This window comes from Carboxydothermus hydrogenoformans Z-2901 (assembly GCF_000012865.1).
In the GTDB taxonomy this organism is placed as follows: domain Bacteria; phylum Bacillota; class Z-2901; order Carboxydothermales; family Carboxydothermaceae; genus Carboxydothermus; species Carboxydothermus hydrogenoformans.
Genome location: NC_007503.1, coordinates 1,673,025 through 1,689,427, shown reverse-complemented (window position 1 = coordinate 1,689,427; position 16,403 = coordinate 1,673,025). Strand labels below are relative to the sequence as shown.

At 36.6% G+C, this 16,403-nt stretch carries 21 protein-coding genes and 1 pseudogene; 14 read left to right on the top strand and 8 right to left on the bottom strand.

All coding sequences use genetic code 11. From position 1 onward, the window contains the following. Positions 1 to 124: 124 nt before the first annotated feature. A complete protein-coding gene (locus CHY_RS08780) occupies positions 125 to 322 on the top strand; it encodes a hypothetical protein (RefSeq protein WP_011344780.1) in 198 nt (65 codons plus the stop codon). 134 nt (positions 323 to 456) lie between these two features. Here CHY_RS08780 and CHY_RS13580 read toward each other — a convergent pair whose 3' ends face one another. The 4 genes from CHY_RS13580 to mntA form a co-directional block, all read right to left on the bottom strand. Beyond that, positions 457 to 684: an ATP-binding protein gene (locus CHY_RS13580; protein ID WP_083757304.1), complete on the bottom strand. Its 228-nt coding sequence runs from the start codon at positions 682 to 684 to the stop codon at positions 457 to 459. A gap of 709 nt (positions 685 to 1,393) precedes the next feature. Further along, entirely contained in the window at positions 1,394 to 1,525 is a 132-nt protein-coding gene (locus CHY_RS13025) for a DUF86 domain-containing protein (protein WP_264357896.1), read from the bottom strand. A gap of 19 nt (positions 1,526 to 1,544) precedes the next feature. Continuing rightward, positions 1,545 to 1,667, bottom strand: coding sequence for a hypothetical protein (locus CHY_RS13485; protein ID WP_011344778.1), 123 nt, complete (start codon positions 1,665 to 1,667; stop codon positions 1,545 to 1,547). After that, a complete protein-coding gene (gene mntA / locus CHY_RS08770) occupies positions 1,660 to 2,085 on the bottom strand; it encodes a type VII toxin-antitoxin system MntA family adenylyltransferase antitoxin (protein WP_011344777.1) in 426 nt (141 codons plus the stop codon). The genes CHY_RS13485 and mntA overlap by 8 nt, the downstream gene beginning before the upstream one ends. Positions 2,086 to 2,169: 84 nt before the next feature. On the opposite strand from mntA, the gene CHY_RS13575 reads away from it, so the two are divergent. The 12 genes from CHY_RS13575 (at position 2,170) to CHY_RS08710 (ending at position 12,422) form a co-directional block, all read left to right on the top strand. After that, positions 2,170 to 2,280: a magnesium chelatase domain-containing protein gene (locus tag CHY_RS13575; protein ID WP_083757343.1), complete on the top strand. Its 111-nt coding sequence runs from the start codon at positions 2,170 to 2,172 to the stop codon at positions 2,278 to 2,280. Between the two features lie 58 nt (positions 2,281 to 2,338). After that, positions 2,339 to 3,463 carry a hypothetical protein gene (locus tag CHY_RS08765; RefSeq protein WP_162485083.1) on the top strand — a complete coding sequence of 375 codons (1,125 nt, stop codon included), beginning with the start codon at positions 2,339 to 2,341 and terminating at the stop codon, positions 3,461 to 3,463. Positions 3,464 to 3,892: 429 nt separating this feature from the next. Next, positions 3,893 to 4,525, top strand: coding sequence for a cyclodeaminase/cyclohydrolase family protein (locus tag CHY_RS08755; RefSeq protein ID WP_011344773.1), 633 nt, complete (start codon positions 3,893 to 3,895; stop codon positions 4,523 to 4,525). Between the two features lie 47 nt (positions 4,526 to 4,572). Then, positions 4,573 to 5,436 carry a bifunctional 5,10-methylenetetrahydrofolate dehydrogenase/5,10-methenyltetrahydrofolate cyclohydrolase gene (locus CHY_RS08750; RefSeq protein ID WP_011344772.1) on the top strand — a complete coding sequence of 288 codons (864 nt, stop codon included), beginning with the start codon at positions 4,573 to 4,575 and terminating at the stop codon, positions 5,434 to 5,436. Positions 5,437 to 5,654: 218 nt separating this feature from the next. After that, entirely contained in the window at positions 5,655 to 6,206 is a 552-nt protein-coding gene (locus CHY_RS08745) for a hypothetical protein (protein WP_041537732.1), read from the top strand. 8 nt (positions 6,207 to 6,214) lie between these two features. Then, entirely contained in the window at positions 6,215 to 6,763 is a 549-nt protein-coding gene (locus CHY_RS08740; RefSeq protein WP_011344770.1) for a hypothetical protein, read from the top strand. Positions 6,764 to 7,034: 271 nt separating this feature from the next. Further along, on the top strand, positions 7,035 to 8,915 hold the full coding sequence (locus CHY_RS12815) for a bifunctional diguanylate cyclase/phosphohydrolase (RefSeq protein ID WP_049752094.1): 1,881 nt from the start codon (positions 7,035 to 7,037) through the stop codon (positions 8,913 to 8,915). 57 nt (positions 8,916 to 8,972) lie between these two features. Further along, on the top strand, positions 8,973 to 9,437 hold the full coding sequence (gene aroQ, locus CHY_RS08730) for a type II 3-dehydroquinate dehydratase (protein WP_011344768.1): 465 nt from the start codon (positions 8,973 to 8,975) through the stop codon (positions 9,435 to 9,437). After that, positions 9,415 to 10,479, top strand: coding sequence for a M24 family metallopeptidase (locus CHY_RS08725; RefSeq protein WP_011344767.1), 1,065 nt, complete (start codon positions 9,415 to 9,417; stop codon positions 10,477 to 10,479). Before aroQ ends, CHY_RS08725 begins: the two co-directional genes overlap by 23 nt. Before the next feature lie 39 nt (positions 10,480 to 10,518). Beyond that, a complete protein-coding gene (gene efp / locus CHY_RS08720; RefSeq protein WP_011344766.1) occupies positions 10,519 to 11,076 on the top strand; it encodes an elongation factor P in 558 nt (185 codons plus the stop codon). A 216-nt stretch (positions 11,077 to 11,292) separates the two neighbouring features. Further along, positions 11,293 to 11,874 carry an HDIG domain-containing metalloprotein gene (locus tag CHY_RS08715; RefSeq protein WP_011344765.1) on the top strand — a complete coding sequence of 194 codons (582 nt, stop codon included), beginning with the start codon at positions 11,293 to 11,295 and terminating at the stop codon, positions 11,872 to 11,874. A gap of 71 nt (positions 11,875 to 11,945) precedes the next feature. After that, the gene (locus tag CHY_RS08710; protein ID WP_011344764.1) at positions 11,946 to 12,422 is read left to right on the top strand and encodes a GNAT family N-acetyltransferase; all 477 of its coding nucleotides are present in this window, start codon (positions 11,946 to 11,948) and stop codon (positions 12,420 to 12,422) included. A 37-nt stretch (positions 12,423 to 12,459) separates the two neighbouring features. Here the strand turns inward: CHY_RS08710 and CHY_RS13570 are convergent. The 3 genes and pseudogenes from CHY_RS13570 to CHY_RS08700 all read right to left on the bottom strand — a co-directional run. Next, positions 12,460 to 12,603 (bottom strand): annotated as a pseudogene (locus CHY_RS13570) (AbrB/MazE/SpoVT family DNA-binding domain-containing protein); the annotation flags it as partial. Positions 12,604 to 12,735: 132 nt separating this feature from the next. Then, positions 12,736 to 13,653 carry a sigma factor regulator N-terminal domain-containing protein gene (locus CHY_RS08705; RefSeq protein ID WP_011344763.1) on the bottom strand — a complete coding sequence of 306 codons (918 nt, stop codon included), beginning with the start codon at positions 13,651 to 13,653 and terminating at the stop codon, positions 12,736 to 12,738. Then, positions 13,654 to 14,118 carry an RNA polymerase sigma factor gene (locus CHY_RS08700; protein ID WP_011344762.1) on the bottom strand — a complete coding sequence of 155 codons (465 nt, stop codon included), beginning with the start codon at positions 14,116 to 14,118 and terminating at the stop codon, positions 13,654 to 13,656. A gap of 698 nt (positions 14,119 to 14,816) precedes the next feature. On the opposite strand from CHY_RS08700, the gene CHY_RS08695 reads away from it, so the two are divergent. Continuing rightward, on the top strand, positions 14,817 to 15,728 hold the full coding sequence (locus tag CHY_RS08695) for a DMT family transporter (protein ID WP_011344761.1): 912 nt from the start codon (positions 14,817 to 14,819) through the stop codon (positions 15,726 to 15,728). 64 nt (positions 15,729 to 15,792) lie between these two features. Here CHY_RS08695 and CHY_RS12810 read toward each other — a convergent pair whose 3' ends face one another. Next, positions 15,793 to 16,338, bottom strand: a complete 546-nt coding sequence (locus CHY_RS12810) for a hypothetical protein (protein WP_011344760.1) — start codon at positions 16,336 to 16,338, stop codon at positions 15,793 to 15,795. Positions 16,339 to 16,403 lie beyond the last annotated feature (65 nt).

Genomic DNA, 16,403 nt, shown 5'->3' with positions numbered 1-16,403 from the left:
TTTTTAATAAATGTTATAAGGTTGCAATTAAAAACAATTTATTTTTTAAAAAGTTAAATGGTATAATTTACTTGTAAAAGTCAAATTAAAGTGATATAACATGTTATTAAAGGGGAGTTTGGTGATGAATAGTTTTATTAAAAATTTTTTAATTTTTTTAGTTTATTTCTTACCTGTTTCGTGTGCTTTATTTGTTATTAATATGGTTATAATTTTAAAGAAAATTCATAATAATAATATGAATACAGGATTAAATACATTGTTAGCAACTGTAGGATTACTATTTATTGCTATTGCTATTGCTACAATAGCACATTATTAAATTTTAAAAAAATGCAAATTAATATGTTTTATACGAAAACAAAACTATTGATTATGATTGGCAATATAAAAATGCATTAAAACGGCAATGAAAAATGCGGAAAAATATTGGCCATTGCCAGCGTAAAAAGATACTTAAGAGGTAAAATTTAAGTTTGAGAGTGCAATTTGAAATCTATTACTTGCACCTTTAAACACCAGGATATGAGCATGGTGAATAAGGTGGTTTATCGCGGCTGCTGCCAGCCGGTCATCAAGAAAAACAGTGTCCCAGTTATTAAATTCCAGGTTTGATGTAATTATGATGCTATTTTTCTCGTAATAGTCTGATATTTCATTGAATAGTAGTTCGAGAGATAACATAAAAAAGGAGAATTAAAAATGGAAAGAAATAAATGTGGGACATAGATCATTTTGGAGAAGCTAAAGGTAATCTTCATGGTGAAATATATTTTCCTTAAATAAATAATAAGTTTTTGGATAGTTACAAAGTAATATTTTTTTATAATACTACCTTTCTTTTTTTGAGGTGATATACAATGAAGTTCCTAAGTTTTTTAGCTTACGCCAGTATTATTGTGGGGATAATTGGTATAATTTTGGGAATTCACATAAACTTTCGCTGGTACTGGCTATCAATTCTTGCTTTTTACAACGTCAGCTATTTAACAGGATTTTCGTTATGGTGGCTATTTTTAAGCTTTGTATGGATTTCACTTTCATTAACATTTGGTCATTCCTTGGGTTTAATTACCAGCTCAAAAAAAGCGTCCTAGCATCCTTTTTGGGTTTAGCCATGTGGTTTGTATCAATTCTAATGATTGACGATTACTGGCTATTCTTGCCTATGAGGAAAATTTATCATTTTTTTGGATTACAATAGTTCTTTAAATCTGCTTTTTACCTGCTTTTTCAAGCAGGTTTTTTCTTTTTAGAGGAATTTTGGGATCTATGCCTAATAAGATTTAAAAATGGCTAAAGGAGAAGATAAATGCTTGCCAAAGTACATACCGTTACTTTAAACGGCATTAATGGGGAAATAGTGGAGGTCGCGGGCTTCCAGGGATGAAAATTAATTATGCAAATTGTTTATTTGCAGGATAAATGAATCAAAATCTCCAAGATTGCTCTGTAAGATTCTGTAAACTTCGATGTCATCAACTTCATCATAGAAATGAACTATGCGATTTCGAAATTTAGCCATTAACTTATATATGTTAGCGTCATATTCCACCTTTAGATATAAATTCATTTACCGGGAGCTGAGCAAGGGTTTTTAATTTGGATAAGCTGTTTTCAATTACTCGGATTTTATCAAGAACCCTTTTTTTATCAATTTCAGGCATATTTATCTCTCAATCCTTTCATATAATCATCATAAAATTTTTTTAATGTAATTCCATAATCTCCGTAGGCATTAAAAACTTTCTCCTTAAAATCTGCAAGGGCTATTTCATCAGTACAATATAAAAGGTCTCCTGTATATAATACTTGATGACAAATATCTAATGGGGTTTTGTTTAAGTTGACAAGATCAATGTTATCCCGTCCGAAAATCTGGCTGATGTCAGATTCAATCTCAAGTTCTTCAAAAAGTGAAGGGCTATTTCTAAATAACATTGCAAAATCAATATCGCTGGTAATACGTTCAAGCTCGGTGCCATAAGATCCAAATATATATAGTGCTAAAATGTTTTTATTTTGTTCACAGTATTTTTTTAATTCTTCAATTTGCCCTTTAATATCATTCAAATTCCTTTTCATCTAAATCACCTGTAATTAAAGTGAAAGAGTAAACCACCAGATTTTCTTTTTATTATACCAGAATTTTAGTGGTATTAAACAAAAATTTTCAAAAATATTCCAAATAATTCTGGGTTTGATTTTCCCATCACCAGGATAACGATAAACCTTGCTCCGGCCGACTTAAAAAAGAAAGTTCAGCTATTGTGGTTTTAACAGCTCAAAAGCTTGGGCTCAATCAATTGCACGTCAAGCGATGTTATAAATTTTTGGGGTGGATAAATTTGAAAAAAAGATTTCTAATAATAGTAGTTTTTCTATTAATTATATTTTCTTTTTAGGGAGCGGATGCTCTCAAAACGAAGTGGTGAACCAAAATCCTCCATCTAATGAGGCAACAGGAGAATCTAATATAGAAGACAACGAAACCATAGAAGAAAACAAAAATCCTTATGCTGATGCGATTATATCACTAAAACCTCCTTTTGGAAGAATCGGAGATGTAGTTTTAGTGGGTAATGATTTGTATATGTGTGTAAGTGATAATACAGAATTTGCAAAAAATATCATTAAATATAATTTACAAACCAAGCAAACGGAAAAAATATTTACCTCGGAGTTTGATGATCCTTCGGTGCAAAATCTTATGATTAATGACAACTGGCTTATCTGGACCGACTCAACTGCAGACGGGTTACTTCACCGAATTTACGTAAAGGATTTAAAAACAGGAAAAATAAAATTAATTGCAAAATTGGCCTTTAAGGGACTTACCCCAATTTCACCTTTTTTGTATAAGGATTTTATTGCCTGGGTTGAACCCACCCGTTACGATGGCAAGTATTTTAACGGAAAAGTAGTGTTATATAATTTAAATAACCACAAAACAAAAGTTGTTGGTACAATTAGACAACTTGAATTATATAACAATTTTGTTTACATTAATGACAACAAAATACTTTGGACTGACTCGTACGATGGTAAAGGATATTATAAGTTTTATGATTTAAAAACAAACAAGATAAAAACCTATGAGTCGAAATATTTATACCCGGGATATGCGGAATTTGCCGGGAATAAAATTTATTCCCTAAATTTTAATAACATTAGAGACTGGACTTCTCATAAATTTGAAGAGTATGATATTAAAAATAATACATACACAAATATTACGGGTCACATAACCAGGTTTAGGATAGGGAAAAAATATATACTGGTAATGGACAGTCAAAGTGATTTAGAATTGTATTCTATGGATAAACTGGAATGGATACCGCTTGAAATAAGAGTTGATTCAATTATTGAATGTAATGGAAAGCTTGTGGCAACATTTGATGAGATAGATCTGACTACAACCATATATATTATTGATTTAGAAAAAATTAAATCAAAGGGTTAAGCCATCTGACAAGTGTGGTTCAAATCCCGCCAGCCCGACCATTGAAAGTAAAGGCTCCCATAAGTGGGAGCTTTTTTGTTTACTGCATACTGGTAGAGATTTAAGCCCATCCGGTAAACCGGGTGGGCTTTTGTTTTAACGATAAAACTATTGGCAAACATTAAGGTTTTTTATGACCGATTGGGCAGGAAAAAAAGAAAACCTGCCGAAATAAAACACTGTTACCGATGTAACTCCGGGAAAATAAAAGGGGAACGGTTTAAATTATATTTTGGAAAGATTACAAATATTCAAAAGAAATACATTTTAAGAAAATTAAGCCAATGGTTAAGGGGGGAGGAAGCGGTAGATAGTAAAAAGGTTTTTCTTTTGGTGGCTAAGTGCATCTTAAAAACAGGGAAATAAAAAGTTTTAAGGAGGTATTTATTTATGTCTATGTTAGACAAAACCTGTAACGAATTTTTAGAAGCTTTAGCATCTAAAGCTCCTGTGCCCGGTGGCGGTGGAGCGGCTGCTCTCGGTGGAGCGATTGGTATGGCTCTTTCCAACATGGTGGGGAACTTAACGGTGGGCAAAAAGAAGTACGCCGATGTGGAGGACGAAGTAAAGGAACTTATCGCCCGGGGAAGCCAAATTATTGAAGAGCTAAAGAGCCTGGTTGACAAAGATGCCGAGGTGTTTGAGCCTCTATCCAAGGCCTATGGCCTTCCGGCGGAAACGGAAGAGCAGAAAAAAATCAAAGAAGAAACCCTGGAGAAGTGTTCCAAGGATGCCTGTTCGGTTCCCATGGAAATTATGCGCAAAGCTTTTGAAGGGATTAAAATTCACCAGCGTATGGGGCAGATTGGCTCCAAACTGGCCATTTCCGATGTAGGCTGCGGGGTGGTATTCCTTAAATCGGCCCTTATTAGCGGTATGCTCAATGTTTTAATTAACCTGAACACCATCAAGGACCAGGAATTTGTGGAAAAAACAAAAGCGGAGATGGAGCAGTTATTAAATGAAGGCAGCAAAATTGCCGATGAGACTCTGGAGTTAGTGATAAATCAAATTAAAAAATAAATCATTATTAATTTTTTGGGGGAATCAGTAGCAAAGGGGGAGAAAAAATGGCAGAAAGACTTACCGGTAAACCGGTGGCCGATGCAATTAAAGAGGAGTTAAAAGGAAGGGTAGCCGATTTAAAGGCTAAGGGGATTGTGCCGAAACTTGGCATTGTCCGGGTTGGAGCCCGGCCCGATGACCTCTACTATGAGGGTGGCGCCAAGAAAACCTGTGAATCTATCGGCATGGATTACGAGGTGTTTGAATATCCCCAAGATATCGATCAGGAGTCCTTTGAAAAAGCCATTATCGAAATTGGAGCAAAGAAGGATATCCACGGTATTCTCATGTTTAGCCCGCTGCCCAAACATTTAAACGAGCGGAAAATCCGCTCCCTGATTCCCGTGGAAAAGGACGTGGATTCCCTTACTTTAGGCAGTGCCGGGAAAGTTTTTGCCGATGACCCTACCGGCTTTCCGCCCTGTACGCCTACGGCGGTCATGGAAATACTTAAATATTACAACATACCTTTGGAGGGTAAGAGAGCGGTTGTCCTTGGTCGTTCTCTGGTGGTGGGCAAACCTGCGGCTATTCTTCTTCTGCGGGAAAATGCTACCGTCACCATCTGTCATTCCCGCACCAAGAATCTACCGGACGTATGCCGGGAAGCGGATATTTTGGTGGCGGCAGTGGGCCGGGCCAAGATGGTAAAAGAAGATTATGTTAAGCCCGGGATGGTAGTTATAGATGTAGGCATCAATGAAGACCCGGACAATCCCGGCAAGTACTGCGGCGATGTGGATTTTGACAAAGTAGAGCCGATTGTTGACAAGATTACCCCGGTTCCTGGTGGAGTGGGTTCGGTCACGACGGCGGTATTGTGCAAGCACACCGTTAAAGCCTGCGAAATTTTAAATGGCCTGGTTTAAAACTAAAAAGTTGTGTACAAAGCCCCCGGTTTAAATTTAAGACCAGGGGCTTTAAAATTTTACCAAGAAAATTTTTGCAAAATGTTGTAAAAATTTATAAAATATTATAAATTTACATAAGTAAAGATGTAAGAATTTGGGGCGGGTTGAAAAAGTTAATGGAGTGTGGCAAATTGCGTGGCTTTGGGAGTAATGAGCAGGGGAGGAGGTAATTTTTAGTGCGTAACTTAGTGTACCTTATCTTGATAATGTCAATTTTTTTAATTGTAATTGGCTGTTCAGCCAAAGACGTTTCCTCGGAAGCTGAATTTACCCTTGATTCAGCTTATTATGGATATGTTTTTGGGACATTTAACCATGACTATTCTACAAGGCTTTTTGAGTTTGGTCAGATAGTAAAAAAGGCTTCGGAGATTAAGAATGAAAGGGATTTAGACTACTTAAAAGGAAGAATTGATGCTTTTTTAATGGGAAGACCCGGTAGCTTTGGGGAAATAGTTTCGATTGACAAAAGATACCTGGATAAAATAATAATTCCGGAATTACAGCAGCCAATTTTTAACCTTTTAAATGACCTGGAATTTTATATAAGTAGCCTCTACAAAATCGTAGAGGAAAAAGATTTGCAAAAATTAAGCCAGTTGCGGGAAGAATTTAAGGAATTATACCAGCTTGAGAGAAAAATAAATGATAACGGGTATCAAAATTCGCAAGATAAAGAAAGGTTTTTAGCTACTATTAACAAAATGGAAGAAATCATGAAAAAGTGAGGTGTTCTATGCTAAGTATAATGGATAATTTTAAAATATTAAAAACCTTGTTAATAATTACTACTTTACTAATTATTTTAACCTTTTCAGTATTTGTTTATAATTTAGCTTTACAAAATAATAAATGTCAATCTATAAGTGAAAATTTAGCAACAGGTTATGCCAAAATGCTGTCCGGGGATATGATTGGTTTGGTTGAGCTTTTAGAGCGAGCGGAAAAGAAAAATTTTGCTGATGTTAATGATTTATGGGGAATTTATTTAGCTTTAAAAGATGCGGAACTTATGGCCCAGGGCATTTTAAACCTGAATCCCTTATTAAAAAATGAAACTGTTGACATCCTTAGTAAAACACGTTTTGAAGTGTTTAGAGAGGATTTACGTCAAAGGCTGTTTGATTTTTCCGATTATATTAATAATCGCTCTAAAGGATTACCAGTGGATAAGGAAGAAATAAAAAAATTTAAGGAAAAAATCAAAAAAGCCCAATTCCCAACCCAGGATCAATTTAGCTGGGAGGAATTCAGCGCGGCAGTTAGTCGTTATTTTAAAAACTAAATCAGATACCGTAGCACTTACCGGTAAATCTGCCCGGGAGTACTTAAGTGGCTTAATTATGCCGATTAGTTTTGAGTATAAACCTATCTTTTCGGGGATAGGTTTTTTTAATAAATTTGGGTAGAAAATTTTCGTAAAGTAATATTAGATAATTATTAAATTATTAATTACTAATACCAGTAGGAACATGTGATAATAATAACATTTCGCAATATTGCAACTTTTTTGAAATAATTGTAAAATACTTAAAAAAAGAAAAAGAGGTAATTATATGAAGAAAAGGAGTGGGAAATTAATAACAAAACCCAAAGACCAGATGGGTTTTCCCCTGAGTGCAAAAATTGTTTTTTTAATAAACGTTATTTTTACCATTGCCGCTTTTATCCTGTTTCCAGCGCGTTTGGGGGTAGAGTTACCCCTTTGGGTTTTTTTGTTAATTCCCATGTTTTTATTACCGCTCTACCTTGGGTGGAGTGGATTCTGGTTATACGTAGGTTACCTTATTGTTGTTTATGTTGCAGCACATCTTTCCGGGAATGTGGGAGTAGAGTTTCATACTTTTTTAGAGATGATTTCACTGTTTTCCGGTGCTTTTACCTACCTTCTTTACCTTGAAAAATACCGGCAAAATTACCTCTATTTTTTCAAAACCGTAGCGCAATCGCCAAATGTCGTGATAATTTTTGATGAAAAGGGCAATATCATTTACTTGAACAAAAAAGCTATGGAAGTTATTGGCCCGGAAGCGGAAAAGTACCTTAATGAGAACCTTAACAACCTTTCCCATGCGGTTTTAAGACGTTTAGAGGTGGTAAGAAAAGCTTTAGCTACCGGATCTCCTATTATGAACGAAACAATTAATATTAAGTTAAACGGGAAAAAATATTCTTTTTTGGTTGATGTCCAGTTTTATGACTTTCCAGGGAAAGGGCGAGAAATGTTTTTAATTGCCCGGGATATTACCAGGATGATTGAATTAGAAGAAAAGCTGAAAGCAACGATTGCCGAACTGGAAGGGATGGTGGTTAAAGATCCCCTTACCAAACTTTATAATTACAGCTACCTCATGGAGCAGTTAGAAGTATCCCTGAAATTTGCCGAAAAATATGGGAATAAGATTGCTTTAATCCTTCTCGATTTGGATGAATTTGGCCGGTATAACGATGCTTTCGGTATAAAAGCTGGAGATGAGCTACTTTGTGTAATTGCTGAAAAATTGAATGAGATAAAGCCACTTAGGGCTTTCCTGGCAAGGCTGGGGGGAGATGAATTTGCTTTTTTAATTCCCGATTATAATAATATTGAGGAGGCTTTTTCCTTTGCGGAAAAGGTCCAGAAGCTTTTAAGTGAAATAGATTTTCCCGGAAGGGAAGTATTTCCTAAAGGAGTAATTGCTGCTTCCCTTGGCATTGCCTTTTATCCTGAAAATGGTAAGACAGCAGAAGAGTTGATGAATAAAGCCAAAGATGCTCTGTATCAGGCCAAGCAGTTTGGGAAGAACATTACCAAAAGCTATTTTTCCGTTTTAGAAGAGCTTTCACGTAAAAGCGGTGTAGTTAACGAGGAAATTATTGTGTCTTTAAAAACCATTATTTCCATAATTAACTCCCGGGATAAGTACACTTACGGGCATACCGAAAGGGTGGCCGAGTATGCTGAGGCGCTGGCTCTGGAACTGGGCCTTCCACCGGAAAAGGTCGAGGAGATTAAGCTGGGAGCATTTTTCCATGATGTTGGTAAAATAGAAATTCCCGGGGAGGTGTTAAGAAAAAAGACACCTTTAACGGGCGAAGAATGGGAGCTTTTAAAGCAGCATCCGGTTTTTGGGGTGGAGTTGATCCAGCCTTTAAAAATTTATGATAAATATTTGCCGTATATTTTATACCATCATGAGCGTTATGATGGCAAAGGTTATCCCTATGGTTTAAAAGGAGAAGAAATACCTTTAGGGGTCAGAATATTGACCCTGGCCGATTCTTTTGATGCCATGACTACCGACCGGCCATATAAAAAAGGTAAAACTCTTGATGAAGCAATTGAGGAATTACAGCGTTGTGCGGGAACCCAGTTTGACCCTGAACTTACGAAAGTATTTGTTAAGTACTTAAAACGTGAACGCCTTTTGGGTGATCATGCCCGGCAAACCGGTTAACCGGGCTTTTTTTTTATTTAAAATTATGATACAATTTTCAAGGATTGGGGTGGAAAAATGAAAATACTGGTTTTAAACGGGCCGAATTTAAATCTTCTGGGAATTAGGGAACCGGAAATTTACGGCAAGGTAAGTTTAGAAGAAATAGAAAAGGACCTTACCGGTTTTGCCGAAAATCAAGGGGTGGAAATTATTTTTTACCAGAAAAACGGTGAGGGGGAGTTAATAGATCTTATTCACCGGTATTACCGGGAAATAGACGGGATTTTAATAAATCCCGGTGCTTATACCCATTACAGCATTGCTTTAAGGGATGCTTTGCTGGCGGTAGGAAAGCCGGCGGTGGAGGTCCACCTTTCCAATCTTTATAAAAGGGAAGAGTTCCGGCAACATTCGGTTACCGCTGGTGCTTGTATCGGCTACATTGCCGGCTTCGGGGTGGATAGCTATCGTCTTGGCTTAATAGCGTTAATTGATTATCTAAAAAGGCGGGATAACGATGGAGCGAGTGGAAAAGCTTAAAAAAAAGCTTTTAAAAGAAGGAATTAACGCCTATTTTATCACCAAAAGAGAAAATGTGCGCTACATAGCAGGCTTTACCGGAAGTTCCGGTGCGGTGTTGATTACTCCCGAGAAAAATTATTTTATAACCGATTTTCGCTATGTGGAACAGGCGACCAAGCAATGCCCGGGATTTATCATAGAAAAACACGAAGACACGATTTATTCCCGGGTAGCCGAGCTTTTAAAGGGATTAAAAATCGATACTTTGTATTTTGAAGGAGATGCCCTGAGCTTTAAAGACTACCGGGAACTTTCCGAAAAAGCTTCAGGGGTGAATCTGGTAAGTTTACCGGAAATAGTGGATGAACTCCGGGAAATTAAGGATAAAGGTGAAGTGGAAGTTATTAAAAAAGCCTGTGCCATTGCCGATGCGGCCTTTAACCACCTTTTAAAAAAGTTAACTCCGGGTATGAGCGAAAAGGAAGTGGCCTGGGAGTTAGAGAAGTTTATGCGGGAAGCGGGAGCGGAAGATATAGCCTTTGAAACCATTGTTGCGTCCGGAGAGCGTGGCGCCCTGCCCCACGGAGTGGCATCGGAGAAAAAAATTGTTTCTGGAGAAATGGTTACTCTGGATTTTGGGGCAAAATACCAGGGGTATCATTCCGACATTACCCGGACGGTGGCGATAGGGGAACCTTCGGAAAAAATGCTTGAAATATATGATGTAGTTTTGGAAGCTCAGGAAGCGGCTTTACAAGCCGTTCGTCCGGGAGCGCTGGCGGTAGATGTGGACCGGGTGGCCCGGGATATTATCGCCAAAGCAGGATATGCCGAGTATTTTGGCCACGGTTTAGGCCACGGGGTAGGCTTAAATATCCATGAAGGTCCACGCCTTTCTCCTAAAGGGAAGGCGGTTTTACAGCCGGGGATGGTGGTAACTATCGAGCCGGGTATTTATCTCCCCGGTAGCGGGGGGGTACGGATAGAAGATACGGTATTGGTTACCGAAAGCGGCTTTGAAGTTTTAACCCGTTCTCCCAAAAATTTAATTATACTCTAAGATTTCTCAAATAAAAATTAGAATTAAGGAGGTTCTGGGATGATTTCAACCAACGATTTTCGCACCGGGCTTACCATTGAATTGGATGGAGAGGTATATCAGGTAATTGAATTTCAGCATGTTAAGCCCGGAAAAGGTAGCCCTTTTGTCAGGTCCAAGCTTCGGAACTTAATGACCGGTGCCGTAATTGAAAAAACTTTTAACGCCGGTGAAAAAGTTCCCAAAGCCCACGTAGACCGTCGGGAAGTGCAGTATCTCTACAATGATGGCGATAACTTCTACTGCATGGATATGGAAACCTATGACCAGTTTCCGTTGACCAAAGAGCAGTTTGGCGATGCCATTAATTACGTTAAAGAAAACACCAACCTCTGGGTACTGTTTTTCAAAGACAAGGTTATCGGGGTAGAATTACCCAACTTTGTCGAACTGAAAGTAATCGACACCCCTCCGGGAATTAAAGGAGATACTGCTTCCGGTGGCAGCAAACCTGCAACTTTAGAAACCGGCTACGTGGTTCAGGTTCCGTTCTTTGTGGAAGTTGGCGATGTACTGCAAATTGACACCCGTACCGGCCAGTATATTAAAAGAGTTTAACTTACAGGCGCACCAAAAGGTGCGCTTTTATAATTTATTACATTAAAGTTTTGCGTAACTCGTAATTAACTACCATTTTCAAAGCCCGGCTAAGGAAGGAATTTCCTGTTTTTTGTCGAAGAAACTTAAGATGAAGATTTAATATAATTTAGGTTCAGGATATCCAAGGCTTAACAATTACCAAAATAATTTTAGCCGGAAAGAGGGTGGCGGGTAATGGAAAAAATTGTTCCCAATAGGGAAGAAGCATTTAAACTTTTTAAAGAGTTTAACAAAAGTGAAAGCTTAATTAAACATGCCCTGGCGGTTGAAGCGGTAATGCTGCACTTTGCCGAACTTTTTGGCGAAGAAGATAAGGAAAAATGGGGAATTATCGGTTTAATTCATGACCTTGATTATGAAATGTATCCTGATGAACATTGTAAGAAAGTAAGAGAAATATTGACCGAAAGAAACTGGCCGGAAGATTACATTCGGGCAATAGAAAGCCATGGCTGGAAGATTTGTACTGATGTTGAACCGGTGGAAAGGATGGAAAAAGTACTATATGCAATTGACGAATTAACGGGATTGATTACCGCTACTGCTCTTATGCGACCAAGTAAAAGCATCCTGGATCTCGAGGTAAAATCGGTAAAGAAAAAATGGAAGCAAAAGGGTTTTGCCGCAGGAGTAAATAGAGAGGTTATTGAAGAGGGAGCAAAAATGCTGGGGATGGAATTAGACAAATTAATCGAAGAAACTATTAAAGGTATGCGGAAAGTAGCAGATGTTATTGGACTAAAGGGGGATGTGTAGGAAATAATAGGAACTAAAAGAAAATATTACCGAAATAAAAAACAGAATAGCTTTTAAGAAGGTGAGAAGCATTGAAAATAATACCCATTGATGAAACCATAAGAAAAGAAGTTTTTAATTTTTTTACCGAGCACTGGGGTGCGCCGATAATGGTTGCTAAAGGTAAGGTGCACTATGTAGATAAACTTCCGGGTTTTGTAGCTTTAGATGAGGGAAGAATAGTGGGATTACTAACTTATCATATAGAAGACGGGGAATGTGAAATAGTATCCCTTGATAGTTTAAAAGAAAATCAGGGTATAGGCAGTAAACTAATTGATTGTGTGCTAAGTGAGGCAAAAAAACAAGGATGTAAAAGAGTTTGGCTTATTACCACCAATGATAATCTAAAGGCGATTCGTTTTTACCAGAAACGGGGATTTAACATGGCGGCTCTTTATTTAAATGCGGTAAAAAAAGCAAGAAAATTAAAACCGGAAATTCCATTATACGGGTTTGACGGCATACCTATTTTGCATGAAATCGAGTTTGAAAAAATATTGGAATAATTATACTTTACCTAAATACTTTTTAGAAAGCGTTAGATTAGTTAGCAAAAAGTTCATCGAGATTTTTATATTTAGGTTTGGCTTTACGGATGAGGATTGCATCTTGGTCTACAATTATTTCGACTTTATCGTTTTCTTGAATGGAAACTTTTTCTAAAATAGCCTTAGGAATCCTAAGGGCATGCCTGTTGCCTCACTTTTGAATGGTAGAATACATAGGATCACCTCATTTTTGATTTAAGTTTATACAATGTTTATACGTTTGGCAAGAAAGGGTTTAAGGAAAAGGGTTGCTCCTGCGCTAATTATTATCCTATTCTGGTCTTGTAACTATTCCTAAAACCGCAGCTCTTATCATTGGATTGGAAGATAATTTTGCAAGGGTATCTGGATTTCCTACTACAACTACCCCATAATATTTAATACCATTTTCTTTCAAGTAGCTTACGGTTCTTTTTAGATTCTTCGCATGATGACTCGGAACATTACTAAGCCATTCAAGTTCTTTAAGTAATTGTTTTTCTCCATTGGTTTTATCAAGGTAAGGATTTCCAACCAATCTTTCGGAAAGATAACTGTTTTTCGCATAATCTTTTTCTGAAAAAACACATACAGCCCCCCACATTAACTTTAAATCACCAGGCATAATGGTTTTCATTTCATCAAGTGTTAAAGGCTTCCTGAATGAGAGGGCCATTTCCACATAATAATCTTTGGGTATATTTTTTAGGATATTAAATTCTATATTAATTTTTTCGTAATTTGCAGCTGGGTGGTAAAATTTTAATTTGGGTACAGCATAGGGCGCAAGATATTCTTTTTCTCCCTCTGGGAGAGTAAAGGCTTGGTTTCCCTTAATTTGTTCTCCACCCCAAACATCAAAATCAACAGTTAATGCTCCGGCCGGATAAGGTTTATTGCCTATCAATCTTAATAGGTAATACTTCTTTTGGCGACCAAACAATCTAACATTGTAGCTTTCTCCTGAAAGGACAAAGGTGTTGGGTTCGCTGAATTTAATAAGTTCTGGATAGATACTATCGATGCGGTTTTCTTGATTCTGCAGCATTATTTCGGGGATTACAAAGGACAATACAAATATACCAATAGCCACTCCTAAAGAAATCAATGTAATACGAAGAATGCTTATAAAACGAGCTTTACGTAAAAAAGCTTTTTCATCAAAACTTATCTTATTATTAACATTTTCAAAATTTTCATTTTCAGCCATTTAATTTTCATCCTCCTTTTCTAAATATTCCTTTACCTTTTTTCTTAGTCTCCACAGCATTGTCTTAACTGAAGCTGGACTAATTTTAAGCAAAGATGAAATTTCAGGATTTGTCATTCCTAAATAGTACTTCAAGTAAAAAAGTTTCTGTTCGGTAAGATTAAGCTTATTAATTGCTTTTTTTAGTACTTCTTTATTTTCGATTTGATGGATTTCTGAGAAGTTGTTTACATCAAAATCACCAAGAGATGGTACAGTGAATTCCCTTTTATTCTTTCTAAAAAAGTCAATGTACTTATTTTTTGCCGTGGCCAAAACATAAAATTTCAAATTTCCATCTTGGATACTGTCTAAATGTAAGTATGTAGACAATAGGACTTCTTGTGCTATATCTTCCGCATCGGCATGGGATAACCCAAGTTTAAGTAAATAGTAATAGACAATTCGGTACAATTCCTGCCACATTAACCCCTCCTCCTTAAAGCCATTCTCACTTATAAAGACGTGCAAGCAAGAGAAAAGTAAACAAAAAGCAGGAGAATGTTTAAGACCAATCTCCTGCATGGCAATAGCTAAAGTTATAAAACATATTTGCTCCAATTGCTCATGGTATTGCGGTCTTATGTAAACGTTTCATCTTTAAATTTAAACCATCATCTATCTCAGTCAGATGTATTTTCATGGAAATTATATTAAAGTTTTTTAATAAAAACAATTTTTAATAGAAAGTTAAATCGGGTTAGGCTGGTTAGAAAAAGAATAGATATTTCAGCAAACCTAAGCCGGAAAAACTGACCTACAGGTTAAAAAGTTAGAATTGTTCGTTAAAGGAAATTAATGTTTTTGTCGAAAAAATGAATGATGGAAATATTTTACAAACCTTTAAATTTTGAGAAACCCTGCAGGTTTTATTATTTGCAGGGTTTATTTTTTAGTTTCAATTGAAAAAAGGATTAGTTAATTGTTAATCGCTACTTATCTTTAACAAAAAATTAAAAATATAATTATGTACCATAAGTCACAAATACTGTTATTTATGGTATAATAAAACCTGTTAAGCATTTAATGGGCGGTTTTTTAACAATAAAAAATATTAAGATAATTCATGTTATTTCATATTATAATTTCTATTTTTAAGTAAAAATTGTAGGAGGAAATTTGCAGTGAATAAAAGTTATCTTTATTTAGGAATTACGGTAGTGTTGTTTAGTACGTATGAAGTAGTAGGCAGAGCATTAGCAGGACTGGTTAATCCTTTTCAATTAAATTTTTTAAGATTTTTCTTTGGAGGATTTGTCCTTTTGCCTGTGGCTCTAAGTAATATAAAGCGAAAAAATGTAAAACTTACGGGCAGTGATTTTTTGTTTGCATTTTTGATTGGTCTGTTAAATGTGGTTCTAAGTATGTCATTTTTGCAAATAGGTATTAATATGACTAAAGCAAGTTTGGCAGCGGCGATTTTTAGCTCAAATCCGCTCTTTGTGGTGCTTTTTGCTTATTTAATCTTGGATGAAAAATTGAACTTCCAAAAAATCTTGGGGCTTTTTATTGGAATCGTTGGGGTAGTAATTGTCTTTTATAAAGATTTAGAATTAGGAATTTCCCATGTTTATGGAATTCTGATGCTAATTTTAGCTGCGGTAACCTATGGGCTTTACACGGTTTTGGGTAAAAGGTTTTCGCAAAAAACCGACAGTGTAATAATGAATTCTTTTTCCTTTATCTTGGGAAGTGTATTCTTACTACCTATAATCTTACTAAAACACTACCCACTTTTTTCCCTTCAGCCTAAAGCAATTTTACCAATGGCTTATTTGACTTTTTTTGTTACAGGTTTAGCCTATTACACGTATTTTTTGGGTTTAACTAACATTAGTGCAGGGAATGGATCGATGGTGTTTTTTATAAAACCGGTATTGGCAAGCTTTTTTGCTTGGGCAATATTAGGAGAAAAGATAACTTTTGAGTTTATTGCTGGAACGATGGTTATTCTTTTAGGAATATATATAGTCCAATGGGCCGGACAGGTTAACGATGGTGCGACTTGTGAAAAGTTGCGGACTTTAGAAAAATAACTTTAAATAATTAAAGAGGCTTCTGGGAAACCAGAAGCCTCTTTGCTTTAAGGTGCTTTTTTATTTAGTTTGTAGTGCTGGGGGTTGTATAGATGCAGTTACCGGCCTGTCCCCGGCCCTGGCCTCTAAACTGGCCTTTACCTTGTCCCATACCTCTTCCCTTGCCATAACCGTTGCCTCCGACAGTGGTTTTGTTGATGTTGGCTTTTACCCGCTCAACCATCTGGGATTTTGCTAAATCCGCTTGAGCTTGAGTTATTTTCCCGTCTTTGACAAGTTGTTCTAATTGAGCGGTTCTTTCTTTGACGATGAAGTTTACCAGGTCAGTTTCGCTTTTACCCTTTTCTTTGGCTATCTGGGCCAGGGATTTACCGCTTTGCCGTTCCGTTATTAAAGTAGTAGTGTCAATTCCCAAGAATTTAGCGATGGAATCCAGCATGCTGCCGAAAGTTTGACCAAGCCTTGCCCCGTACCCCTTCATGGTTTGAACTACTGCAGGAGTAGTTGTAGTTGTCTCAGCGGCAAAAATGGTGGCGGGGACTGTTGCCAGTAAAACTCCTCCAATTACTAAACCTGCCGCTAACCTTTTGAACCAATTTTGTTTTTTCATGATATCTACCTCCATAAATTTTTTGTATTTGCCCCACGTTTGGAGCTTACTTAAATAATAGCCGT